The 24440-nt window shown below is 61.9% G+C and carries 24 protein-coding genes; 13 read left to right on the top strand and 11 right to left on the bottom strand.

All coding sequences use genetic code 11. The annotated features are described in order from the left end of the window. Positions 1-8: 8 nt before the first annotated feature. The 7 genes from B5F27_RS10265 to B5F27_RS10230 form a co-directional block, all read right to left on the bottom strand. Positions 9-965 carry a hypothetical protein gene (locus B5F27_RS10265; protein ID WP_087367268.1) on the bottom strand — a complete coding sequence of 319 codons (957 nt, stop codon included), beginning with the start codon at positions 963-965 and terminating at the stop codon, positions 9-11. After that, complete coding sequence (locus B5F27_RS10260; RefSeq protein ID WP_087367265.1) at positions 946-1551, bottom strand: hypothetical protein; 606 nt, start codon at positions 1549-1551, stop codon at positions 946-948. The genes B5F27_RS10265 and B5F27_RS10260 overlap by 20 nt, the downstream gene beginning before the upstream one ends. 14 nt (positions 1552-1565) lie before the next feature. Then, positions 1566-2081, bottom strand: a complete 516-nt coding sequence (locus B5F27_RS10255) for a hypothetical protein (protein ID WP_087367261.1) — start codon at positions 2079-2081, stop codon at positions 1566-1568. After that, positions 2062-2595 carry an RNA polymerase sigma factor gene (locus B5F27_RS10250; protein ID WP_242962160.1) on the bottom strand — a complete coding sequence of 178 codons (534 nt, stop codon included), beginning with the start codon at positions 2593-2595 and terminating at the stop codon, positions 2062-2064. The genes B5F27_RS10255 and B5F27_RS10250 overlap by 20 nt, the downstream gene beginning before the upstream one ends. Before the next feature lie 280 nt (positions 2596-2875). Continuing rightward, entirely contained in the window at positions 2876-4114 is a 1239-nt protein-coding gene (locus tag B5F27_RS10240; RefSeq protein ID WP_242962159.1) for a hypothetical protein, read from the bottom strand. Positions 4115-4117: 3 nt separating this feature from the next. Next, positions 4118-4360: an acyl carrier protein gene (locus tag B5F27_RS10235; protein ID WP_087246405.1), complete on the bottom strand. Its 243-nt coding sequence runs from the start codon at positions 4358-4360 to the stop codon at positions 4118-4120. An 89-nt stretch (positions 4361-4449) separates the two neighbouring features. Beyond that, a complete protein-coding gene (locus B5F27_RS10230; RefSeq protein WP_242962158.1) occupies positions 4450-5913 on the bottom strand; it encodes a class I adenylate-forming enzyme family protein in 1464 nt (487 codons plus the stop codon). 599 nt (positions 5914-6512) lie between these two features. On the opposite strand from B5F27_RS10230, the gene B5F27_RS10225 reads away from it, so the two are divergent. From B5F27_RS10225 to B5F27_RS10190, 8 genes are all read left to right on the top strand, one after another. After that, a complete protein-coding gene (locus B5F27_RS10225; RefSeq protein WP_204228808.1) occupies positions 6513-7643 on the top strand; it encodes an acyltransferase family protein in 1131 nt (376 codons plus the stop codon). 210 nt (positions 7644-7853) lie between these two features. Continuing rightward, on the top strand, positions 7854-8648 hold the full coding sequence (locus B5F27_RS10220) for a hypothetical protein (protein WP_087367255.1): 795 nt from the start codon (positions 7854-7856) through the stop codon (positions 8646-8648). 23 nt (positions 8649-8671) lie between these two features. Next, complete coding sequence (locus B5F27_RS10215; RefSeq protein WP_087367252.1) at positions 8672-10285, top strand: glycosyltransferase family 4 protein; 1614 nt, start codon at positions 8672-8674, stop codon at positions 10283-10285. Positions 10286-10504: 219 nt separating this feature from the next. After that, on the top strand, positions 10505-11557 hold the full coding sequence (locus B5F27_RS10210) for a lysylphosphatidylglycerol synthase domain-containing protein (RefSeq protein WP_087367249.1): 1053 nt from the start codon (positions 10505-10507) through the stop codon (positions 11555-11557). Positions 11558-12123: 566 nt separating this feature from the next. Continuing rightward, complete coding sequence (gene pflB / locus B5F27_RS10205; protein ID WP_087367246.1) at positions 12124-14376, top strand: formate C-acetyltransferase; 2253 nt, start codon at positions 12124-12126, stop codon at positions 14374-14376. Next, complete coding sequence (pflA, locus tag B5F27_RS10200) at positions 14363-15118, top strand: pyruvate formate-lyase-activating protein (protein ID WP_087367242.1); 756 nt, start codon at positions 14363-14365, stop codon at positions 15116-15118. Before pflB ends, pflA begins: the two co-directional genes overlap by 14 nt. A 136-nt stretch (positions 15119-15254) precedes the next feature. After that, a complete protein-coding gene (locus B5F27_RS10195) occupies positions 15255-15608 on the top strand; it encodes a DUF2200 domain-containing protein (RefSeq protein ID WP_087246411.1) in 354 nt (117 codons plus the stop codon). A gap of 15 nt (positions 15609-15623) precedes the next feature. After that, complete coding sequence (locus B5F27_RS10190) at positions 15624-16001, top strand: DUF5655 domain-containing protein (protein WP_087367239.1); 378 nt, start codon at positions 15624-15626, stop codon at positions 15999-16001. A 53-nt stretch (positions 16002-16054) separates the two neighbouring features. On the opposite strand, the gene B5F27_RS10185 is transcribed toward B5F27_RS10190, so the two are convergent. Next, positions 16055-17275, bottom strand: coding sequence for an FtsW/RodA/SpoVE family cell cycle protein (locus tag B5F27_RS10185; RefSeq protein ID WP_242962157.1), 1221 nt, complete (start codon positions 17273-17275; stop codon positions 16055-16057). Between the two features lie 339 nt (positions 17276-17614). Here B5F27_RS10185 and B5F27_RS10180 point away from each other — a divergent pair, with 339 nt between their 5' ends. The 5 genes from B5F27_RS10180 (at position 17615) to upp (ending at position 21216) form a co-directional block, all read left to right on the top strand. After that, positions 17615-18823: a hypothetical protein gene (locus B5F27_RS10180; protein WP_087367237.1), complete on the top strand. Its 1209-nt coding sequence runs from the start codon at positions 17615-17617 to the stop codon at positions 18821-18823. 127 nt (positions 18824-18950) lie between these two features. Next, on the top strand, positions 18951-19376 hold the full coding sequence (gene tsaE / locus B5F27_RS10175) for a tRNA (adenosine(37)-N6)-threonylcarbamoyltransferase complex ATPase subunit type 1 TsaE (protein ID WP_087246414.1): 426 nt from the start codon (positions 18951-18953) through the stop codon (positions 19374-19376). Further along, complete coding sequence (tsaB, locus tag B5F27_RS10170) at positions 19373-20080, top strand: tRNA (adenosine(37)-N6)-threonylcarbamoyltransferase complex dimerization subunit type 1 TsaB (RefSeq protein ID WP_087367234.1); 708 nt, start codon at positions 19373-19375, stop codon at positions 20078-20080. The genes tsaE and tsaB overlap by 4 nt, the downstream gene beginning before the upstream one ends. Positions 20081-20094: 14 nt before the next feature. After that, the gene (gene rpiB, locus B5F27_RS10165) at positions 20095-20541 is read left to right on the top strand and encodes a ribose 5-phosphate isomerase B (RefSeq protein ID WP_087367231.1); all 447 of its coding nucleotides are present in this window, start codon (positions 20095-20097) and stop codon (positions 20539-20541) included. A 48-nt stretch (positions 20542-20589) separates the two neighbouring features. Beyond that, positions 20590-21216, top strand: coding sequence for a uracil phosphoribosyltransferase (upp, locus tag B5F27_RS10160; protein ID WP_087367228.1), 627 nt, complete (start codon positions 20590-20592; stop codon positions 21214-21216). Between the two features lie 164 nt (positions 21217-21380). Here upp and B5F27_RS17000 read toward each other — a convergent pair whose 3' ends face one another. The 3 genes from B5F27_RS17000 to B5F27_RS10145 are packed head-to-tail and all read right to left on the bottom strand — an operon-like array spanning position 21381 to position 24155. Next, positions 21381-22280, bottom strand: a complete 900-nt coding sequence (locus B5F27_RS17000; RefSeq protein WP_087367225.1) for a TPM domain-containing protein — start codon at positions 22278-22280, stop codon at positions 21381-21383. Continuing rightward, a complete protein-coding gene (locus B5F27_RS10150; protein WP_087367222.1) occupies positions 22277-22999 on the bottom strand; it encodes a hypothetical protein in 723 nt (240 codons plus the stop codon). The genes B5F27_RS17000 and B5F27_RS10150 overlap by 4 nt, the downstream gene beginning before the upstream one ends. Before the next feature lies 1 nt (position 23000). Continuing rightward, positions 23001-24155, bottom strand: coding sequence for a toxic anion resistance protein (locus B5F27_RS10145; protein WP_087367219.1), 1155 nt, complete (start codon positions 24153-24155; stop codon positions 23001-23003). Positions 24156-24440: the final 285 nt, after the last annotated feature.

Genomic DNA, 24440 nt, shown 5'->3' with positions numbered 1-24440 from the left:
TTGTGTGCTCAGGAGACCGCTTCCACCATCGCCTCGTCGGGGTAACGGGTGTTTTCCCCTGCCGGGACCGCCTGGTCCGAGGGCTGCACGGTGTTGTCCGATGCAGAGACGCGGTCCGCCGGGGCGGTGCTGGCGGCAGAGTCTGGGCTGTTCTCCTGGTCCAGATTCTGGTCGTCGGTGGCCGGGTAGGCCTCCGCGGCCCAGACCTCGGTCCGCTGGGCCATCTGGTCGGTGGACCAGGCCATCTTGGCGGGGGTGTCCAGGTTCAGTTCCAGGCTGGACTGGCGGTCGGGGCTCACCCACTCGATGTTCACCCGGTCGGGCAGCACGCCCTGGGCCCGGACGGCCTCCATCACACGGGCGCAGTCGGCGGCAAAGGCCTCGGTGCCCTCATAGGGTCCATAGAGGTCGATATCCAGCCAGAACCGCACCCCGGCGCCGTCGATCTCCTCCAGAGTCCGGGGCGCATCCACCCCGAAACGGGTTTCCAGATAGGCGTCCACCCCGTTCAGCTCCACCTGATCCTCCAGGGCCTGGTAGAGGCTGCTCTCGTATGCCTCCCCCAGATCGTCCAGCTGGATGCGCTTGGTAGGGTTGGCCGTCTGCCAGAACAGGGGCAGCAGGGTCAGGCAGAAGGCGCCGCCCATCAGCACCAGGCAGCCCAGCACTGCCAGGAAGTCGTATTTCCACCGGCCGGGATGGGAGGCACACCACAGCACCTCGGCGCCCAGGGCGATGAGGGCCACCGGCGCGCCGATTTTGACCACCAGCAGCCAGTTGAACACCGGCAGGAAGTAATAGCACAAAAAGCAGATGCCCACAGCAATCAGGCACAGGCCCAGGGTGACGCTGCCCACCCGGCGGATGGTGCGGCCGTCCTGGGGCCCAGGGGCGGAAGCCCTGGGCGGGGTATTGGGAGCCGGCCCGGCGGTGCCGGGGGCAGCCTCAGTTTTCTTCTCCGTCATGGCTCTCATCCTCCTTGACGCCGTACTCGCAGAACTCCTCCAGCTGATCGAAGGGGTCGGCCTGAGACGGCTTGTTCCGGGGACCGCGCACCAGCCAGATGCCCAGGGCAATCACGGCCAGGCAGATCACCACGGTGGGGACCTCGTTCATAATGTTGTAGATCACACGGATGATCCAGCTGCTGTTGGTGTTCCAGTACAGTTCCCGCAGGAAGTCCATCACCAGCTCATCGTAGAGGGTGTAGACGCCCACCGCCACCAGGCACCAGCCGAACAGCTTGTGCCGGCGATGCAGCAGCTGATCCAGGGTCACATCGTGGCCCAGGTGGATCAGATAGTCGTCCTCAGGGGGCATATTGGCGCTGAGCATGGCCCGAAGATTGAAGGTGTCGAAAAAGCTGTACATCCACGCCACGCAGCAGATGCACATGGCCGCCGCCACCAGCGGCTGAAACAGCGAACCTATAATCGCGGCCACGCAGCAAATCCCGATCAGGGACAGGCCCCGTTTCATGTAACCCTGGTACATCTGCCCTGCGCCCGGGACAAAGGCAAAGCAGAAGGTAAAGAAACCGTTCTTTTTCATCGTTATCTCTCCCATCAGTTGGTAGTGTTCGCCTCATCGGCGGCGCCGGTCAGGGCATCCCAAAGGCTGCTGACCGCTTCATGGGCTCTGCGAGCCACAGAGGTTTTATCTTCCGGCCGGGGCGGCTCGGTGTAATTGCTCTTGGGGGGCAGCTTGGACGCTGCCGGGGGATCAATCTGCTCCGGCACATAGGCTTCCAGCGAGGAAGCGTTCCGGGCCAGGATCAGCCCCAGGCTGCCGCCCCGCCAGAGGGTCAGCGCCAGCACCGCCGCCACGCCGGCCACCACCATGCGGCCATAGACGTTTTGCATCAGGCGGATCAGGATGGTGCGGCCCACCGGCCGGGACAAATCCCGCGCCGGCTGCTCCAGCGCGCTGCCGGTCAGCAGCGCCGTATAGCGGTCCAGGCACCGGTCGCAAAAGGACAGGTGTTCGGCGGCTTCCAGCCGTCCCAGTTCATCCAGCGTCCCGTCCAGCAGGGCCTGCAGCCCCTCGTCGGTCAGACATCCATCATCTCGAAACAGTTCCATCCTCGGTCCTCCTTTCCTGTTCGATCTCTTGCCGCAGGATTTTCTTCGCCCGCCAAAGCTGGGCGCTCAGCGTTGCTTCCGGCCGGCGGCAGATCCTGGCCGCCTCGGCCGGGGTATATCCCTCCAGCAAACACAGCCGGCAGGGGGTTTTATAGGGCTCCCGCAGATTCAAAATCTTTCGCTCCAGTTCGTCCATGCCTACGCCGGCCAGGGCTTTCGCCTCGGGGCCCTGGTCGGGCGGCGCGCCCGCCAGTGCCATCACTTCGTCGCCGGGGGTGCTCATCTTCCGCACCCAGCCGCTGCGCAGGTGGTCTTTCGCTTTGTTTGCAGCGATACGGGCCAGCCATTGTTTTTCGTAGCCTGCCGGGCACCGGTCTATGGCGCGCCAGGCGGCGAGGAAGGTGTCCTGCGCCAGGTCCTGGGCTGTATCTGCATCCTGGACCAGCTGGAAGCACACGGTATACACAAGCCCCTGATAGGTCTTTACCATGGATGTAAATTCCTGTGCTGTCATATCACTTCTTCCCCGCCTCCTTTCCTTTGGATCTGATGAACGGCCCGTTCTGTCTACTAATACGAGGGATGCCTCTGGTTTTTTTCAGATATCTCAAAAAATTTTTGCAGGCCCCCGGCCCGGCCGGGGCGTTCCGGCCGGCGACTCCCTCCATTTTAAATGATTCTTCGTGTTTTTCCGATGGAATGTGTTCTAAAAATCTGGAAAACATTTCTTTTTCCCGCTACAGAAAAACCCCGAGGGCGGGACGCCTTCGGGGCTTTGGTGTTGGTATGTATGCTTATTCCTGATAGGGCAGCGCGGGGCCGATGTCGGCGGTGCCGATGACCTTGACCCCTTCCCGCTCCATGACGGCGCGGATGGCGTCGGTCAGGCCGGCGCGGCCCAGCTTATCCTGGATGCAGCAGATCAGCTGCCCGTGAAGGCTGGCGATCTCAAAGCCCACCGACGCGCCGTCGGGGGGAACCCAGACTTCAAAATCCCGGATATAGTCGTTGAGGGCGGGGGGGTAATCCCGGTCGGGGCCCAGCGGGTCTCCCAGATAGCTGATCCAGAAATCCGCCGGGAAGTTGCCCATGGTCTCGCCCATGCGGAACACCCGCTGCTTGATCCGCAGGGGCGCCTTGAGGGCGTCCACCCGGCAGACCCAGCCCATCATCTTGGCCATCTGGGTCAGCTGGGCCTCAGGCTGGAGACTGGCGCGCAGGTTGGCGTCGATGTCGGCGGCGATGTCCGCCAGCCGCACCTCCGGGCCGGCGTCCACTCCATGGCGGAAGGAGGCCACACAGTTATAGAAGGCCTCGGGCACACCCAGAGTACGGCGGGTATCGGTGGAATAGCAGTACTCCACCTTTTCCCGCTCCACAAAGGGCTGGATGGAGAGGCTGAGCAGACCCAGCAGGGCGCTGACCGGCTTGACGCCGCAGTTCAGGGCGGCATCCACCAGGCTCTGCTTGTCCAGCCGGATCATGGTCCGGCGCAGCTGGCTCTCCTGAACCGGCACCGGCTCGATCTCGGGCATTCCCTCCTCCCCCGAGGTGGGGTCATAGGCCAGCAGGGCCTGCATATCGTAGGCCGGAGCCGAGCCCAGGGGCGGGCATGCAAAGCCGGTCTGATAGCGCCGGTTGCAGTACTCCATCAGGATGCGGGTCAGGAACCGGGTCACCCCGTGGCCGTCCGCCACAAAGTGATACCAGTCAAAAAAGATGGTGTCCCCTTCATAGGAGACGTTGAACAGATAGCCGCCGGTCTCCTCGGGCATGGCCCGCAGCTCATTGCCGGGGCAGATGGTGAAGGGCTGGTCGTTTTCTTCCAGCCGGACCTCCCGTTTGTCCCGGACCAGCTTCATCTTGAAGTAGTCCGCCTGTTCCAGGGCGGCGTCCACCGCTTCCTGAAGCAGCGCAGGGTCCACGGCGTCCCGCAGGGCGTACTGATACCGGCAGTAGATGGTCTTGGGGCGATAAAAGTACATGGCTCCCTGCAGGAGATACTGGGATACGCGGGTGATGGTTTCCGTCATAAATCAGCCCACCCGTGTGCTCAGATAGTCAATCAGGTCGTTGATGGTGACAAAGCTGCGCAGCTCCTTCTCGGGGATGCGGATGCCAAAGGTCTCCTCCAGGTCGGCCACGATGGTCAGAATCTCCATCGAGGAGAGGTCCAGGTCGTCCATCAGGACGCTGTCCTCGTTCACCTCATCGGGGCTGATCTCGGCCACATCCTCCAGGATACCCACAATCTGTGCCATAATTTCGGTACGGTTCATAGTGATAACTTCCTTTCCATGTTTTCCTTTGATTGATTCCAAACGGCAGGCCCTGATAGTATTTCATCCAGGCCTGGACAGTATGCATTTCAGGTGCGCTGCAGCTTTCCCACAGCGTTGCGGGGCAGGGGCCCCTCGCTGAACTCCACCGCCGTGATCCGCATATACAGCGGCAGGGTGCGGTTCATCTCGGTGACGTAGGCCTGGACGTCGGCCTCTTTGGTCTCGCCGCCTTCGCCGCAGTAGACCAGAGCGCCGATCTTCCCGTTTTCTTCCCGGACCAGGCTCTCGGTGACGGCCTCGCACTGGTTCAGCAGAGCTTCCAGCTCCTCGGGGCTGACGTTCTCGCCGCTGCCCAGGATGATGACGTTTTTCTTGCGTCCGGTGAGGAACACATAGCCCCGCTCATCGATGCGGGCCAGGTCGCCGGTGTGGAGCCAGCCGTCAGCGTCCAGCACCTCGGCGGTGCCCTCGGGGTCCTTATAGTAGCCCATCATAACCGAGTCGCCCCGGATGCACAGTTCGCCGTCCTCCAGCTTGTACTCCCGCTTGGGGTCGCACAGGCCCACCGAATGGATATCGGCGGGGTCCTGGGAGTTGTTCCAGGTGCCGTCGCCCACCGTCTCGGTGAGGCCGTACATCTGGCAGATAAAGAAGCCCGCCTTCACCAGGTCGGACATGGTCTCGGCGTCCATGGAGGCAGCGCCGCAGGTCAGAGCCTTCAGGCTGCCCAGACGGTCCCGGCGGCCCCGCTTCACATCCCGATAGATGCTCTGCAGCAGGACCGGCACCACCGCCATCACCTCGCTGTCCATGGCGGCCAGGTCGCGGTAGAAGTGTTTCAGGTCGTTGCACAGGTTGACGGTGTTGCCCATGATGGCCCAGGAGATGGAACTGGTGAGGGCCGCCACATGGAACATGGGCAGGACCGAGAAGGAACGGAACTTGCTGGTGTCCCAGCCGGTCTGCTTCTGGATGTCCTCAAAGGGCAGGCAGAAGAAGTCCATGGGGGCAAAGAGGTTCCGGTGGCTGATCATGACGCCCTTGCTGCGGCCGGTGGTGCCCGAAGTGAACAGAATCACCGACAAAGCGTCCACGTCCTCGCACTCGCTGCACCGCTCGCTCCACTGGGAGGTCTTGTAGCCGTCCATGGGCAGCAGCTTGTCGCCGTAGGCGGCGGTCAGAGCGGGTTCCCGCTCTGCAAACTCCCCGTCGTGCAGGATGTACACTGGCTCCACCAGGTCGATCTCATACTGGATCTCGTCCCAGTTTTTCTGGAGGTTCAGGGGCACCAGCACCCCGCCGGCCAGCAGAACCGAAAGAAGATTGACCAGATAATCGTAGCCGTTGCGGGCCAGCAGGCAGACTTTCTGTCCCTTGATGTCGGGTTTGCGGTGGAGCAGCAGGCCCGCTGCCCGGCGGATGTCCTGGGCATACTGCCCATAGCAGATGCTCACCACGCCGCCCTTCGCTTCGTCGTAATACTGGATGGCCGTTTTCTCGGCCTGGTCGTCCTCCATATGGTTGACCAGCTGATAGACTGTCGAGATCATTGTCTCTCCTCCTGTCTGTGTGCCCGCCGCCTGGCCCGGGCCTTGGGCAAGATTGTACTTATTATATAGAATCCTCCACCCCATTGCAACCGGAATCCGACATTCTCCGCAGCGGGTCTCGACTTGTAATACAGGTATACCGAAAGGATACCACGTTCCCGCCCTGGTGTCAATGGCGGCCCGGGCCAAGGTTTTCTCCGTTCTCTCTATTTTTTGAAACATTTTTTATGTAAAATGGACAGCGGCCCCGCCCCGGCGCCCGGGCGTTCCGCCGGGGGCCCAAGGCAGGCCGCGCCTTGAGAAAGCCGCCTGCCGCCGTCCTTTTGACCCCGGCTGGAACCCCTTCCCTTGTGTAAATCTTTCCTTTCGCTTGGTCAGGACGAAATTTATGTTATAGTGGATTCCAGGCCGCCCGGCCACCCGGCTGCGAATCGCCTCAAAAAACCGATTCAAATTGACAGCCGGAAGAAAAAGCATTATACTAGATTTGAACAATCTTTGTCTGAAAATCCGGGTATGATGTGTAGAACCTGCCAATCCTTCCTTTTTTCGCCGGGCCTGCTGGAAGGAATTTTATTTCTGCGAGGAGGACCCCTTTGATGAAAGGAACCAAAACGCACACCGTCAACTCCCTCGGGATGTTTGACTTGTTCAAAGGCATAGGCATGGCAACCGTCATCTTTGTCCACACAGCGGAGGCGTATTCGCTGAATTTGGGCAGCGGGCTGTCGGTTTCCAGTTTTCTGCTCTTCATCTACCGCGAAGCCCTGATGTCGGCTTTCTACATTGCCAGCGGCTTCGGCTTCCGCAAGAGGTCGGTGGGCAAATGTGTCCAGCAGCAGCTGCGGGGCATCCTGCCGCCCTTTCTCTACACGGCGCTGGCCACAGCAGGCTTTCATTTGATCCTGCACCACTACTGTTTCGGCTCCTGGCCGGCGGCCATCTCGGAAAGCCAAAAGGTGCTGGCGGGCTTTTTGCTGGGCCTGCCCCACACCTCCACCTATTTCGGTTTCAGCATCTTCTCCTGCGGGCCCATGTGGTACCTGCTGACCATGGCGGTGGGCTGGATCATTCTGGATATCCTGTTCAACGCCTTCCCCGAGCGGTACATACCCTGCGCCGTGGCGGTCACCGCCATTCTGGGCTGGGGTACCTGTCTGGTATGGGAGCTGCCCTTCTGCCTGTCCCAGGGCATGGCTGTGGTCCCCTACCTGTACATCGGCCACATCGCAAAGAAGCGCCGCTGGTTTGACCAGCCCCGTCTGACCTGGCTGTTCCCCTCCGCCATGGTGTGCATGGTGATCTCGGCCGTAGGCGCCCTGGTGTCCGGCACCACCGACAACATGTCCATGGGTGAATGGACCCTGGGCCCGGTGGGCATCTTCATCAACGGCATCATCGGCCTGTGGATCGTCAACCTGTTTGTCCGTCTCAGCGCACGGAGCGAGAACTTCCTGACCCACTTTCTGGAAGCGGTGGGCCGCCGTTCTCTGAACATTTTCTGTCTCCACACGGTGGAGCTGACCGCGGTGCCCTGGTATCTGTACGCCGCCCAGTTTGCTTCCAGCCCCATTGTGGGCCTGCTGTCCCAGTACGCCATCCGGTGCAGTTTCATTGCCCTGAGCTGCGTGCTGCTGGAGCTGCGCAAGCGGATCGTCCCGCCCCGGACCAAAAAGGCCCGGATGGAGCGCAGCCGGGCCCGTTTCCAGCGCTATGTGGCCCGCCACTGAGGCCGGCCCTTGCAGCGCCAAATCCACCTGAAATCGAACATCCGTCGTTCCTGACTGTTTCTGCGGCAGGGCCTGCCCCTGGCCGCAGAATTTTTGCATGTCTCCAGACGGCCGGGCAGGGGTCCGGCTTTCCCTTCTGCGGCTTTTTATTCAGCAAAGTGATTCCCGGGCCGCCGGCCCGGACAGACTATGGATATGAGGTGAAGATTCATGCCCCCTGCAACCAAACAGACTCCGGAGGAGCAGATCGCTGAACTGAAAGAACAGCTCTCCCTCTCGGATCAAGGCGTGTCCAAGCTGGCACAGCGGTGCCTGGCGCTGGAGCAGCAGCTTGCCCAGCTGGAAAAGCACGAGTCCTACGACAACATGTCCCTGTTCCGCCTGACCCTTTACTACGACTGTGGCCTGGGCTTTTCGGAGCAAGACACCATTCCCGCGCCGGTGTCGGCCTACTCCGCCGCCAACCACACGGTATCGGCGGTCTTTGAGCTGCCGCGGGAGGCCAAGGCCATCCGTCTGGACCCCGGCGAGCTGCCCTGCTATGTGGTCGGAATGACGATTTCGGACGAGCGGATTCATGCCGCCCCCGTCACCGCCCTCTCCCTCGACGAGGAGAAAACCCTGTTTTTGAATGTGGACCCCCAGTTTTACGCGGAATGCCCGGAGCGTCTGCCTGCCGGAACCAAATTCTCGGTGTCCTACACCTATTACCCCCTTCAGCTGGGGGCCGACGACACCGTCTTTTTTGCCATGCGCCGGGGCATTGAGCAGGTCCAGGACCGGGCAGCCGCGGCCGCAGCCGCTGCCGACGAGCAGCGGGCCCTGGCTGAGAATTTCGGCGAACAGCTGGCCGGCCAGGAGCGCCGGGCCGCCCATCTGGAAGAACAGCTGGCGGCTGCCATCGCGGAAAAAGAACACTTCCGGGTCAGCTATGAAGCGGTGCTGTCCAGCGCCTGCTGGAAACTGACCGCCCCGCTCCGTGCCTTTCTGGGCCGCAAAAAATAAAGGGACGTCCAACGAGGTACCTTATGTTTTCCAGTTACAGTCAATTCCAGCAGTTCCAGCTGGCAAACCAGCCCTACCAGGACACCCAGCGCACCTGGTTGGCGGTCTATGCGCCGGGGCGCTGTGCGGCGCTGACCTGCAGCATGGAGCTGCAGCTCCACCGGAAATTCCGGCTGATCCAGAGCCTGGACGCCCTGCCCCAGGGTCTGGACGGCGTGGTGCTGGCGGCCGAAGATGTGGAATGCCTGAGCACCACCCTGACCTATTTTGCAGCCGCCCTGCAGGACGGCGCTGACCTGGCCTTCTGCGATGCGGTGTTCGGCTTTGAAGGGGACACCCTGGTCTACCGCGCCGCCCATCAGCCCTCCGGCGCCAAGTGCGCCGTGGTCTCCCGGGATCTGCTGCTGCGCTGCCGGGCCCAGGCCCGGGACCCCGACGATCCCGCCGCTTTGCTGCGGCTGGCCTTCCGCCTGGCGGACAAGCCGGCCCACATTCCCCAGGCCCTGCTGCGCTACCGCCGGGAGCCCGACGCCTCCGACCTCTTTTCTGCCGAGGGCAAGCGGGCCCTGCTGCTGAGCCATGTGCTGGACATGACCGGCGCCCCCATCGTTCTGGTGAGCGCGGTGCCGGTCCTCCGCCAGATGGGCTATGAAGTGGTGGTGCTGGGCCCCGGAGACGGCGGTTCCCTGCCCCTGTTTGTGGAGGCGGGCGCCACCGTCATCACCCACCCCGACTGCGTCAGCTCCCCCATGCTGTGGGGGCTGGCCACCTCCGCCGACCTGGTGGTGGCCAACACCATTGTGGAAGTCAAGGCCATCCGCGCCCTGAACGGCGCGCCGGTGCCCATCCTCTGGTGGCTGCACGACGCCTTTGTGGGGTACGGGTACCTGTCCCACCTGATTCCCCGGACCCTGTCCTCCAACATTCGGGTCTGCGCGGTGGGCAGCCATGCCACCGCTGCCATGCATGAGCATCGCCCCGACTTTGAAATCGGCCAGCTGATCTACGGCCTGCCCGACTATGCACAGGACGACTTCGAGCACTACGACATCAGCTTTGCGGGCGGTCTGCCCCTGCTGGTCAGCGTGGGTGCCTTTGAGATCCGGAAAGGCCAGGACCTGCTGGTCCAGGCCATCCGGATGCTGCCCGACGAAACCCGGGCCAAAGCGGCGTTCCTCTTTGTGGGCAAGGGAGCCGACAAGCGGCTGCTGGCCGACGTCAAACAGCTGGCGGCCGACTACCCTTCCAACGTCTTTTATGTCAACCGCCTCACCCGCGGGGAGATCAAGTCCCTGATGGATCAGTGCGCCTGCACCGTGTGCAGCTCCCGGGATGACCCCATGCCCACCTTTGTGACCGAGGGTTTGATCTTCGGCAAGCCGGGCATTGTCTCCGAACATACCGGTACCGCCGGCCTCATCACCGAGGGGGTGGACGGCTTCGTCTACCACAACGACAGCCCCGCCGAGCTGGCCGAGGCCATGACCAAGATGATCGAGAACCCCGGTCTCCCGGCCCGGATGGCTCCCGCCTGCCGCGCCCTCTACCAGCGGTATTATTCCAAGGAGGCCTTTGCCAACACCCTGCGGCAGCAGGTGGAGACCCTTTTGGCCCAGAGCCATCCCGCCGAGCTGTAATATCTCGTCCGAATATTACAAAAATCGTCCACACATACTTTTACAGCCCGGAAGAAGTTCGTGCTTCTCTCCGGGCTGTATTTTTTCTTTCTTCGCGCCGGAGCGGTCTTTTTCCACAAAAATTCCATTCTGTTTATAAACTTTCCCGCCGATGCGTGGTATACTTATCCTGTATTCATCCCGTCCGGATGTCCCATTTTGGAAAGGAGTCTGTCCTCTATGTCATCCCCTCATCCCGCCCAGCCCGACAGCAAACTCTCTCTTCGGCGGGGCCTGCTCTCGGTTTTGACCCTTGTGGCCCTGACCGGCCTGATGTTTTACATCTTCAAGGACCATCTGTCCGAGATCTCTGCCGCCCTCCACAGTCTGACCATCGGCCAGACTGCCCTTTTGCTTCTGCTGGGCCTCACCTATCCCCTCATGGAGGGAATCATCAACCAGCGGGTTCTTTCCAGCCGGGTGCCCAACTATCCTTTCCTCCGGGGTCTGGATTTGTCCTTTCTGGGGGCTTTCGGCAATGTGGTGACCTTCGGCGCAGGCACCATGCCCATGCAGGGCTATGACATCAGCTTGAACGGCCTGGACGTGGGCCCCGGCATCGGCCTGATGACGTTGGAATATGTCTTTCACAAGGGAGCCGTCCTGCTGTATGCGGCGGTGCTGCTGTTGTTCTATGGCCGCTGGCTGCTGGACGCCGATTCGGCCGGGCTGATGCGCTATCTGCTGCCCGCCTGTCTGGTGGTGGCCGTCATCATTCTGGCGCTGGTGCTGGTCTGCACCAGCCGCACCATCCAGAAGCTGGCCTACCGCCTGCTGGGTCTGCTGCCCCGGACCGACAAGTGGCAGGCCCGGCGTCAGAGCTGGACCGCCCAGCTGGACGGCCTGTGCACCGAGAGCCGCCGTCTGCTCCAGAACCGGTTCCTCTGCCTGCAGGTCTTTGCTCTGCAGGTGTGCAAGCTGGCCCTGATGTACACCATCCCCTGGTTCAGCATCCGGTTCATGGGTCTGGCTCCCCTCACCTTCGGACAGGTCCAGACCCTGGCAGCCCTGATGATGCTGCTGTCCAACGCCCTGCCCAACCTGGGCGGCATGGGCTCCATCGAGACGGCCTTCTATCTGATTTTCACCGGCTTTCTGGGGGAAAGCGCCGCCATGTCCGCCCTGGTGGTCTACCGGGCTGCTACCTACTATCTCCCCTTTGTGGTGAGCTGCGTGGGCTTTTTCTTCATCCAGCGGCGCTGGACCCGCGCCCGCCCCAAAAAATCCGGCTGAACCAAACAAAAAGGCGGGCCTCCGGCTGGTCAGACCGGACGACCCGCTTTTTTGTTTTGCCGTGTGGGGCGCGGCTGCGGTGCAAACCAAAAAACCGTCCGCTGCCCCCAGATATAAAGAGAGAATGGAATGGAGGAGTTCTCGTATCAGCAGGAATCCTCGCGCTGTTCCTGCTGAGGCTTCATCGGTTAGTGTTTTCTAACCTCTGTGCCAAAAGGATACCATACCTGTGGGTATCTGTCAATACCCCAGAACAAATTTTCCAAAATTTCTGTCTGGATGTTCCGCACAATCCTTGCCGCGCCGCTCCCCCGGCTTTGTGCAAAGCACCAAGTTTTGTGACCGGGCGACAAATCCTAGTGGTTTCCTCTTGATTTTTCGACGTTTCATGCTATGATAAATAAGGCAGGGACAAACCCACCAACCACAAGATGGTGTGGTCGACCCGTGCCGGGCGGCGCATATGTCGTCAGAAGGGGCTGCCCGTTGGTCAGTGCCCTTTCTATTATTCCGATAAGTTAGTTTATTCTAACTTTCATCTACCCAAATCCTAGAGGAGGCAACCAATGAAGGATTATATGCAGTGGGAAGGCTTTGAGGGCCGCATCTGGAAGGAAGAGGTCAACGTCCGGGACTTTATCCAGAAGAACTACACCCCCTACCACGGGGATGAGAGTTTCCTGGCCGGCCCCACCGAGGCCACCAATCAGCTCTGGGGCGCTCTGCAGAAGCTGCAGAAAGAGGAGCGCGCCAAGGGCGGCGTTCTGGACATGGAGACCGAAGTGGTCAGCAGCCTGACCTCTTACGGCCCCGGCTACATTGACGAGAGCCTGAAGGATCTGGAGCAGATCGTGGGCCTGCAGACCGACAAGCCCCTGAAGCGTGCTTTCATGCCCTACGGCGGCATCAAGATGGCGGAGCAGGCCTGCACCACCTACGGCTACCAGCCCAGCGCCGAGCTGCACAAGATCTTCACCGAGTACGCCCGCACCCACAACCAGGCGGTCTTTGACGCCTACACCCCCGAGATGAAGAAGGCCCGTCACAGCCACATCATCACTGGCCTGCCCGACACCTACGGCCGCGGCCGCATCGTGGGCGACTACCGCCGTGTGGCCCTGTACGGCATTGATTACCTGATCGAGTCCAAGCAGAACGACCTGGCCAACTGCGGCGACGGCACCATGACCGACGACGTCATCCGCCTGCGCGAGGAGCTGGCCCGCCAGATCAGCGCCCTCAAGGGGATGAAGAAGATGGCCGAGATCTACGGCTACGACATCTCCCAGCCCGCCAAGAACGCCAAGGAGGCCTGCCAGTGGCTCTACTTCGGCTACCTGGCCGCCATCAAGACCCAGAACGGCGCTGCCATGAGCGTGGGCCGCATCTCCACCTTCCTGGACATCTACATCCAGCGGGATCTGGACAACGGCATCCTCACCGAGACCCAGGCCCAGGAGCTGATTGACCACATGGTCATGAAGTTCCGCATGGTCAAGTTTGCCCGCATCCCCAGCTACAACCAGCTGTTCTCGGGCGACCCCGTCTGGGCCACCCTGGAGGTGGGCGGCATCGGCATGGATGGCCGCAGCATGGTCACCAAGACCTGCTACCGCTTCCTCCACACCCTGGAGAACATGGGCCCCGCCCCCGAGCCCAACCTGACCGTTCTCTACTCCTCGGCCCTGCCCGAGAACTTCAAGAAGTACGCCGCCAAGGTGTCCATCGACACCAGCTCGGTCCAGTACGAGAACGACGACGTCATGAAGCCGGTCTGGGGCGATGACTACTCCATCTGCTGCTGCGTCTCGGCCACCCAGACCGGCAAGGAAATGCAGTTCTTCGGCGCCCGCGCCAACCTGGCCAAGTGCCTGCTGTACGCCATCAACGGCGGCGTGGACGAGAAGAACGGCGAGCAGGTGGGCCCCGAATACGCCCCCGTCACCGGCGAGTACCTGAACTACGACGAGGTCCTGCCCAAGTTTGTCCGGATGCTGGACTGGCTGGCCGGCCTGTACGTCAACGTGCTGAACCTGATCCAGTACATGCACGACAAGTACTACTATGAGGAAGCCGAGATGGCCCTCATCGACACCGACGTCCGCCGCACCTTTGCCACCGGCATTGCAGGCTTCTCCCACGTCATTGACTCTCTGAGCGCCATCAAGTACGCCAAGGTCAAGACCGTCCGGGACGAGAAGGGCCTGGTGGTGGACTTTGTCACCGAGGGTGACTTCCCCAAGTACGGCAACGACGACGACCGCGCCGACGAGATCGGCGTCTGGCTGCTGCGCACCTTCCTGGAGATGATCAAGAAGCGCCACACCTACCGCAATTCCGAGGCTACCACCTCCATCCTGACCATCACCTCCAACGTGGTCTACGGCAAGTACACCGGCGCCCTGCCCGACGGGCGGAAGGCTTACACTCCCTTCGCCCCCGGCGCCAACCCCAGCTATGGCGCAGAGCAGAACGGCCTGCTGGCCTCTCTGAACTCGGTGGCCAAGCTGCCCTACCACTGGGCACTGGACGGTATTTCCAACACCCAGACCATCAACCCCGACGCCCTGGGCCACAGCGAGGGCGAGCGTGTGGAGAACCTGGTCCAGGTCATGGACGGCTACTTCGACCAGGGTGCACACCACCTGAACGTCAACGTCTTCGGCAAGGAGAAGCTGCTGGACGCCATGGAGCATCCTGAGAAGGAAGAGTACGCCAACTTCACCATCCGCGTCTCGGGCTACGCGGTCAAGTTCATCGACCTGACCCGCGAGCAGCAGCTGGATGTCATCAGCCGCACCTGCCATGCCCGGATGTAATACACAGGGGCTGGTCCACTCCCTGGAGAGCTTCGGCTCGGTGGACGGGCCGGGAGTCCGGTTTGTGGTCTTTCTCCAGGGCTGCAATCTCCGCTGCCGCTACTGCCACAATCCCGAGACCTGGGCCTGCGGCTGTGGCCAGCCCTGGACCGCCGGCGACCTGTTCCAACATGTCTGGCGCTACCGGAACTACTGGGGCAAAAAGGGCGGCATCACCGTCAGCGGCGGAGAGCCGCTGCTCCAGATGGATTTTGTCACCGAACTGTTCCGGCTGGCCCGGGCCAAAAAGGTACATACCGCCATCGACACCGCCGGCGAGCCCTTCCGGCCCGACGACCCCGCCTATCTGGCGGCCTTTGACGCCCTGATGGAGGTCACCAGCCTGGTGATCCTGGATCTGAAGGAAATCGACCCCGAAAAGCACCGCCGTCTGACCGGCAAGTCCAACGAGAACATTCTGGCCATGGCCCGGCACATTGCCGGCCTGGGGGTTCCCCTCTGGATCCGCCATGTGCTGGTTCCCGGCCTCACCGACGACGAGGAAGGACTCCGCCAGACCGGCGCCTTCATCGCCAGCCTGCCCACCGTCCAGCGGGTGGAGGTTCTGCCCTACCACACCCTGGGCCTGTTCAAGTGGCAGAAGCTGGGCATCCCCTATTCCCTCACCGACGCCCAGCCCCCCACCGACGAACAAGTTCGCCGCGCAGAGGAGCTGCTGATGGTGGACCGCTACCCCGGCTGATTTTCAACCATCCCGCCCGGAGCCTGTGCAAAACAGGTTCCGGGCTTTTTTGTGCTCTCCCGCCCCTTTTGCCTTGCCCCGGGGCTCCTTCCATGCTATGATAGGAACAGAACCAACCGGAAAGGAGTCCCCTGCCATGACAAACGAAAAAGTCTACGCCATGCCCTTCGCCAAAGTCTATCCCCTGCTGGTGAACAAGGCGGTCAAAAAAGGCCGCACCGCCGACGAGGTGGACCAGGTCACCAGCTGGCTCACCGGCTACACCCCGGCCCAGATCGCCCAGGCGGTGGAAACCGGAGTCACCTATGGGGACTTCTTCCGCCAGGCCCCCGCCCCCAACCCCAACCGGGAACTGGTCCAGGGGGTGGTCTGCGGGGTGCGGGTGGAGACCATCGAAGACCCTCTCATGCAGGAGATCCGCCGTCTGGACAAGCTGGTGGACGAGCTGGCCAAGGGCCGCCCCATGGAGAAGATTCTCCGTCAGGGGTGAGAGGAGGGCCAGACCATGGATTGGGACACCCTGCACTTTTTTGAACTGCAAAAGGACGCCCTGCCCCTCTACGAGGCCCTGGAGGCCCGCATCCTGGACGAAATCCCCGACGTCCGCATCAAGGTGCAGAAAAGCCAGATTTCCTTTTATAACCGCCACCTGTTCGGCTGCGTCTCCTTCCTGCGGGTAAAAAAGAAGAAAGAGATGCCGCCCTGTTATATTGTGGTAACCGTCGGCCTGGCCCAAAAGCTGGAATCTCCCCGGGTGGCGGTGGCCACAGAGCCCTATCCCGGCCGGTGGACCCATCATATCGTGGTGTCGGCTCCCGACCAGATCGACGACCAGCTGATGGACTGGCTGAAAGAAGCCGCCGCCTTCTCGGCCCAGAAGTAAACAAAAGGAAAAGGCGCGCCGGAATGGCGCGCCTTTTGCGTTTCTGCCCGGCGTCAGCCGAACAGTTTTTTCTTGTTGTGCATGTGAACCGACAAAACCAGGCCCACACAGATATACAGCATGGTTACCGAACTGCCGCCGGCGGAGTAGAAGGGCAGGGTCACGCCGATGACCGGCAGCACCCGCAGGTTCATCCCCACATTGACGGCGATCTGGGCCAGGAAGGCCCCGCCCACGCCGGCACAGATGAAGCTGCCCAGCATATCCTCGCTGCGGGCCCCGATGGCAAAGGTGCGGATCACCAGGGCGATCAGCACCCCCAGCACCACCAGACATCCCACAAAGCCCAGGGCGTTGCCCACCCAGCTGAAAATAAAGTCGTTGTGGGCGTTGGGGACGCTGTAATAGTCCCCGCTGAACAATCCGTTTCCGAACACCCCGCCGGAGCCCAGAGCCACCTCGCCCCGGTCCTGCTGGTAGACAATGTTCTTCCAGACATCCTCGCTGGGGGCCCAGTTGGTCTCGTTTTCGGGGTCGATGACCGCCAGAATCCGGTACCACTGATAGCTCTTGCCGATGCTGTCACTGAGGAACATGAAGGCCGCCGAAATGGCCGCCGTCGCCCCCGCCAGGGCCGCCACAATGTATTTCCAGCTCAGTCCGGCGGAAAACATCATGCAGCAGCCGATGATGCCGTAGATGATGGCGGTGCCGTCATCGCCCTGAACGTGAATCAGGAGAATCGGCGCCGCCAGATGAACCAGAAGCTTTGCCAGCTCCTTGGGCTCATTGATCCGGCTGCGGACGTTGTTCAGGTGCATGGCAAAGGTCAGGATAAAGCTGATCTTGGCCAGCTCGGTGGGCTGGAAGGTAAAACCCGCCAGCTTATACCAGGAATAGTTGTCGGTGTCGCCTGCATTGTATCCAATGGTCAGAGGACCCAGACTCAGATTGTGGATGAACAGGGTGGGCAGCACCAGGCCCCAGGTGAGCACCACATGAAAGGGCCACACCTTCACCAGGCTCCGGTAATCCACCGTAGACAAAATCAGGGCAATGACAATGCCCAGCCCGGCCGACGCGGCCTGAACCATGGCCCGGCGAAAATCGCCGATGCCGGTGATCTGACCTGTGATCTCATCCACCGCAAATCCGCCGCCCTGTTCCGCCGCCCAGGAGGCCAGCATCAGCACCGCCATGGCGCTGCTGAACAGGCAGAAAAACCAAAAGACCTTGTCGGTCCGCTTGGCATAAAGTCGAACGCTTTCCAGCAAAAAAGCACCACCTCTCACAGCAAATCCAACGATTTCAGGCGGCGCTCCCCCGGTCCTGCGGCGTTCCTGCCCGCCAGGGCGCACTGCGCCGCGCGGCCCTGCGCAGCGGCACAGGGCGAAAAAAGTTGATTCTCCATCAGTATACCGCATTTTTCGCTCCCATTCAAGCCGGGCCCCCAGCCAAACTGTGACAGCTTTGCAAAAACAACCCAAAAGCAAAGTTCGATTCTTGACAAAGACTCTGGATGAATCTACAATGGAACCAAGATATTTGGAAATGATTCCTGAATATCCCGAAGGGCCGGATTGACCGGCCCGCTTGATTTGGGAGGACAGAACATGAATTTGAATCGTTCGCACCTCGGACGGCGCGTTTTGTGCGCCGTGTGTGCTCTTACCTTGCTGGTCACCGTGGCCAGCCCGGTCGCCTTTGCGGCCGATGAAGCGGCTGCTTCCGGCACCGCTGAAACCCTGACCCAGGCCGACGCCGCCCAGATGGCGGAGGCGGATGCCGCCGTGGAAGCCCTGGTCCAAAGCGATGCCTACGCCGAAATGGAGCTGGACCAGCGCCAGGAGGCCGCCCAGGCCCAGCTGGACGCTCTGGCGGAGGAAGGCCTGATCCGGGCCGACTCCATCTATTACGATGAAGAAAACGGGATGTACTCCTTCACCTACGACTGCGGTGTTCTGGGCGGCATCCTGCTGACCGACTGGGAGGAAGAGGACGAAACTCTGGTCCAGCTGCCGCTGGATATGCCCGAGGAGCTGGCCGTCAGCCCTCTGGACGAGCAGAACGACACCCTTCCTCTGGGCAACGCCATCATTTACTATGCGTTTGACAACACCGTCAATTCCAGCCGCTACCCCAACTACACCGTGATGCAGGAAAACTGGACCAAGTGGGGCCTGAACACCACCCTGGACACCGAGGTCACCGTCAATGACCTCAAGCACATGGACGACTACGACCTGTGCATCCTCAGCACCCACGGCGCCTACTACACCTACAATTCCGGCTGGCTGTTCCCGCGTCTGTCCACTGCCCCCGTCCTGATCCTGCGGGAGGAGTCCTCTTTCTGGAACGACCTGCGGTATGGCTTTGACCTGCTGACCCATCGGGTCATCAAGGTGAACGGCGTCTACTGCATCACCCCCTCCTTCTTCTCCTCCACCTACCGGGGCGGCCAGCTGAACGGCACCATGGTGTTCTCGGAGGCCTGTGAGTTCTTCGGCGGCAGCAACCAGGTGGATCTGGCCATGTCCAAGGCGCTGCTGGAGGGCGGCGCCAGCGCGGTGGTGGGCTTTGTGAACAACGTCTACACCATCTATTCCCGCAACATCCTCTGGGGCACCGTCAACCAGCTGATTATGGGCAAGAACATTCTGCAGGCTGTGGACTCCGCCGCTGCCACCTACGGCTCCGACGACGTCTATTGGTACCTGTCCCAGGGCGGCACCTCGCCCCACCGCTATGCGGCCTTTGTCCTGGTTCACGGCAACGACCAGGCCACCCTCTACACGCTGGATGAGGGCAGCGCAGCCGCCTAATCCCCCGCCATCCGGGCGGGACGGCCCTTCCGCCGCCCAGCATCGGATTGCACTTTTTGCCGATTTATACTATACTGGATGCAGCGGCTGTGCCTGGCCGCTGCATCTTTGTTTTTGAGGTGACAACATGGCTGAATTCATCACCCGCTCCCCCGAGGAGACCGCCGCGCTGGGCCGCCGCCTGGCCGGTGTTCTCCCCGATGGGGCGATCATCGCCTTTACCGGCGGGCTGGGCGCAGGCAAAACCGCCTTCTGCCGCGGCCTGGCCGAAGGCCTGGGCTGCACCGACCCGGTCAGCAGCCCCACCTTTGCGATTGTCAACTATTACCGGGGCCCCCGCCCCATGGCCCATTTCGACCTCTACCGCATCCACACCGAAAACGACCTGGCCGCCGCCGGCTTCTACGATTATCTGGACCAGGGCGCCATTGTGGCGGCGGAGTGGAGCGAAAACCTGGCCCCTCTGCTGGACCAGGAAAATCCCGTCCGGGTGGACATCCAGCCGCTGGACCCCACCACCCGCCGGATCACCATTGAGGGGGTGCAGCTATGAATATCCTTGCCGTAGACACCGCGGGCAAGACCGCCAGCGTCGCCCTGATGAAGGACGGCCGCCTGCTGTACGAAGCCTTTCTGGACGGCGGACTGACCCACAGCGAGACCCTGCTGCCCATGATCGACACCTGTCTGAAAACCTGCGGGATGAGCTGCGCCGACATTGACCTGTACGGCGTCAACGCCGGACCGGGCAGCTTTACCGGCCTGCGGATCGGCCTGGCCGCCGTCAAGGGCCTGGCCCTGCCCCGCCAGACCCCCTGCGCCCCGGTCTCCACCCTGGAGGCCCTGGCCGCCTGCCATGCCGGCGTGGGAACGGTTCTCTGTGCCCTGGACGCCCGGCGCGGGCAGGTCTATTGCGCCGCCTTTGACCTGGAAACCCACGCCCGCCTGATGGAGGACGACGCCCGGGCCGCCGCCAGCCTTGAGGATTTTGTAAAAAGCTGCAAAAAGCCCCTATTTTTTGTTGGTGACGGGGCCCATCTGTGTTATAATATCTACAGTGAGGCGGAAGGCGTCCTGCCTGTTCCCCCTGCCCTGCGGGGCGGGCACGGGGCAGGGGTGGCCCTGACCGCCCAGCGGATGGCCGAGGCCGGCCTTACCGTCCCGCCGGCGGCCCTGCTGCCCGACTATCATCGGCTCAGCCAGGCCGAGCGGGAACGCGCCGAACGCCTGGCCGCTGCCCAAACTGAACAAGAGTGAGTGAGGTATTTTTCATGGCAAACCCCATCGCGCTCGCTGCCGATCACGGCGGCTTTGAGCTGAAAGAAGCGGTCCGCGCCCATCTGGACGAGGCCGGCATCCCCTACATTGATTTCGGCACCCACAGCACCGACAGCGTGGACTATCCCGATATGGCCGTCCCCGCCTGCGACGCCGTGGTCTCGGGCCAGTGCGACAAGGCGCTGCTGTTCTGCGGCACCGGCGTGGGCATCAGCATGGCCGCCAACAAGGTCAAGGGCATCCGTGCCTGCTGCTGCTCGGACAGCTTCAGCTGCGAGTATACCCGCCGCCACAACGACGCCAACGCCCTGTGCATGGGCGGCCGTGTGGTGGGCCCCGGCCTGGCCTGCCAGCTGGTGGATCTGTTCCTGTCCACCCCCTTTGAGGGCGGCCGGCACAACCGCCGCATCGAAAAGCTGATGGCGCTGGAGCAGCGCTGAGCGGACCCAACATCCTCTGTACCAAACCTTTTAAAGGAGAGTGTATCTATGAACCCGATGATCGTTGAGCATCCCCTGCTGCAGCACAAGATCAGCCTGCTGCGCAACAAGCAGACCGGCACCAAGGAATTCCGCGACCTGGTGGGCGAAATCGCCACCCTGCTGTGCTATGAGGCCACCCGCGACCTGCCGCTGGAAGAAGTCCAGATCGAGACCCCCATCACCATGGCCAAGACCAAGGTCCTGGCAGGCCGCAAGCTGGCTCTGGTGCCCATCCTGCGGGCCGGCATGGGCATGCTGGACGGCATGCTGACCCTGATCCCCGCCGCCAAGGTGGGCTTCATCGGCCTGTACCGCAATGAGGAGACCCTCCAGCCTGTGGAATACTTCTGCAAGCTGCCCGCCGATATCAGCGAGCGCGACGTCCTGGTTCTGGACCCCATGCTGGCCACCGGCGGCAGCGCTGTGGACGCCATCACCATGATTAAGAAGCGCGGCGCCAAGCACATCAAGTTCATCGGCCTGATCGGCGCTCCCGAAGGCGTGGAGGCTCTGCGCACCGCTCACCCCGACGTCCAGATCTACCTGGGCGCCCTGGATGAGTACCTGGATCAGAAGGGCTATATCGTCCCCGGCCTGGGCGACGCCGGCGACCGTATCTACGGCACCAAGTAAAACCCTTCCCCCAAAGACCACAAAACCCCGCTCTGCACAGCTGCAGAACGGGGTTTTTCTTTTTGCTTTTGTGCCGATCCAGGCGCCCTTTTCTCCGCCAGCAGCCAGACTTCTCGTTGAAGCGGGCCGCAGGCCGGGAAACTCGTAAAGCGGTCGGAACCGGATTACCGGCCGCGGCCACCGCCGCCGCCATGGCTGGAACCGCCGCCCATGCCGCCGAAGCCGCCGCCTCCAAAACCACCGCCGCCGAATCCTCCCCCGAATCCGCCGCCATAGGGCGGACGGGGCCCGCGGGGTCCGCGAGGACCACGGGGCGGAGGGGGCGGGGGCATGTGATGATGGTAGTGGTGGTAATAGCGGGGCCCGCGGAACGCGCTGCCCAGACCAAAACCAAAGCAGAAGGGGAACATGCTGTTCAGCAGGGGTCCAAAGACCAGAATCACCATGACCACCAGCAGGGCCAGGGCGATGACGATGGCGCCCACGTTGACAAAGCCGCCCGACTGGGGCACGGCTTCCCCGCTGTTCAGGTCCACGCCGTAGATATCGGCGATGGTGTTGGCGACGGCAGAAGCACAGGTCTCGATGGCCGCATCGTAGTCTTTGGCCACGAAGTCATCTTCCATGGTCTGGGCCAGGGTGCTGGCCTGACGGTCCAGGGTGCTGTTGCGGAACCCATCGCCGTAGGTCACATAGTAGTCGCCGTCGGCATAGAGGGGCGACTCCATCACCAGCAGGATCAAAACGCCGTTGTTTTCGTTCTTGTCGCCGATACCCCAGGTATTGAAGGCCTCCAGCGCATATTCCTCGGTGGAAGCGCTGCCGGTGTACTGGACGGTCAGGACGCCGATCTGTGCGCCCTCGCAGTTGGCCTCCAGCTTGCCGTTCAGCTCGTTCATATAGGCGGTGGTGGACTCTGACAGGACGCCGGCGTCATCCACCACGCACTGGTCGGCCGGCAAGCTGGGCAGGGTGACGGCGGCCGAAGCCGGAACCGCCACCACCGCCACGGCCACCGCAAGGGCGGCTGTGCCGGCGGCAATCTTTTTCCAAAGATGGATCATCCAAACACCTCCAGTTCTTTCACACCGAACAGACCCTTGAGCAGGCTTGCCGGGAAACCGTCGGTGTCGTTTTGGTACGCGGTGATTGCTTCGTTGTAGTGCAGGCTGCCCAGGACAGTGCCGGCGCTGTTGAAGCGGCCGTATTGGGTCTGGACGGCGCCCATGTTCAGGGGATCATCCGCCAGGGCCTGCATTTCACCATACAGCAGGTTGATGGCCGAGTCCAGCGCCTCGTCGGCGTCGTACATCTCCCCCATCCCTGCGGTTCCCTGGGCCACCCGTTCCTGACAGTCCTCAAAGGCATCCAGAGCCTGCTGGGCCGCCGTCACAGCGGCGCTGTCGGCTCCCAGGCCCGGGGTGTTGAGGGCGGTGGTGATGACATTGGCCGCGGTATAGGCCCGCTCGTTCAGCTCATCGCTGAGGGTGTAGCCGTTGTCGGCGGCCACGCCGACGGTATACCAGCTCTTGGCCTCGTTGTAGCGGCTGCGCAGCTTGAAGCCGCCCACACCGACGGCAGACCCCGCCACAATCACCAACGCCAGCAGCAGAGCCGCCGCCCGGGTGCGCAGAGCACCCGGCAGGGCCTTTTCCAGGCCGGCCAGCTTTTTCTGAAAGGGCGTCAAACTGCGGGACGGCGCGTCCTGTTCCACTGTGCGGTAGCTGGACGCGTCAAAGCCTCCGGACGCCGCCTTTTTCGGTTCAAAATCTGCGTTTGCCATATCAGCTGCGGATCTCCATCATCTTCTGTTTCAGCTCGTCCTCGATGCGGGTCAGCTCCTGCTCGGCGGCCTGGCGCTTGCTGCGGCCCTCGGTCTGGATCTTGTTCAGTTCGTCCAGGGTCTCGATCAGGCTCTTGTTGGTCTGCTGCAGGGTCTCGATATCCACCACGCCCCGCTGGCTCTCTTTGGCCGTCTCGATGGTGCCCAGCTTGAGGGCCTCGGCATTCTTCTTGAGCAGGTCATTGGTCATATTGGTGACAGCCCGCTCGGCCTCCATGGCCTGCTGGCTGTGGGCCAGGCCCAGGGCCAGCACCATCTGGTTTTTCCACAGGGGAATGGTGTTCACGATGGTGGACTGAATCTTCTCGGCCATCATGGTGTTATTGTTCTGCAGCAGGCGAATCTGAGGGCCCATCTGCAGGCTGATGTTCCGGGTCAGCTCCAGGTCATAGAGCTTTTTCTCAAACCGCTCGCACTGGTCGGCCAGGTCCCGGGCAGACTGGGCATCCTCGGGCAGACCGTTGCGCTTGGCCTTGTCCATGGCGGCCTGCAGTTCACCGGTCCGTACATCCGCCAGCTTCTTTTTGCCGGCCAGGATATACATGGACAGTTCCTTGAAGTAGGCCATGTTCAGCTCATACATCTTATCCAGCATGGCGATGTCCTTGAGCAGCTGGACCTGATGGTTTTCCAGCATGGACTGGATGCTCTCCACGTTGGTCTCCACCTTGTTGTACTTGGTTTTCATCTGTTCCAGCTGGTTCTGCTTTTTCTTGAAGAAGCCGAAAATCCCCTTTTCCTCCTCGGCGGCGTCAAAGCTCTTGAGCTCGCTGATGAGGTCGGTGATCATGCCGCCCACTTCGCCCAGGTCCTTGGTGGAAACCTTGGCCAGGGCTGCCTCGGAGAAGTCGCCGATCTTTTTCTGGCTGGCGGCGCCGTACTGGAGGACCTGCTGGCTGTTGGTGATGTCGATTTTCGCCGCGAAGTCATCCACCATCTTCTGTTCCTCGGGGGACAGGCGGACTTCCTTCTGTTCCGGTTCCGGCTTTTTTTCTTCCTCCGGCGCGGGGGCGCTCAGGTCCCCGGTGGGGTCCAGGGTCAAGCTGGGGGCGGCGGGCATGTCGAAGTCAAAGTTCAGAGAGTTGTTGTCAGCCATAGCAAGATTCATCCTTTCTCAAAATCATACCGCAATCGTATGGTTCTCAGCTGTTGCAGCGGACATACATTCAATGTTTATGGACCCACGGGGCAAACACAGGCAGGGGCTTTGTGCACGGTCCGCTCCCCCAGCGGGGGAGCTGTCGCCGCAGGCGACAGAGGGGGGACTCCTCTAAACCATGCGGTACCTCCGCATCCCCTTTTTCAGAGCACGCCGCCCATGGTACCGGCCCCCGACCGGGGGCAGCGGCACAGCCGCGGGGGATACCGCTGAGGGCGGGTG

Source organism: Faecalibacterium sp. An192 (assembly GCF_002160175.1).
Classification (GTDB): Bacteria; Bacillota; Clostridia; order Oscillospirales; family Ruminococcaceae; genus Faecalibacterium.
This window is presented reverse-complemented; position numbering and strand designations above follow the sequence as displayed.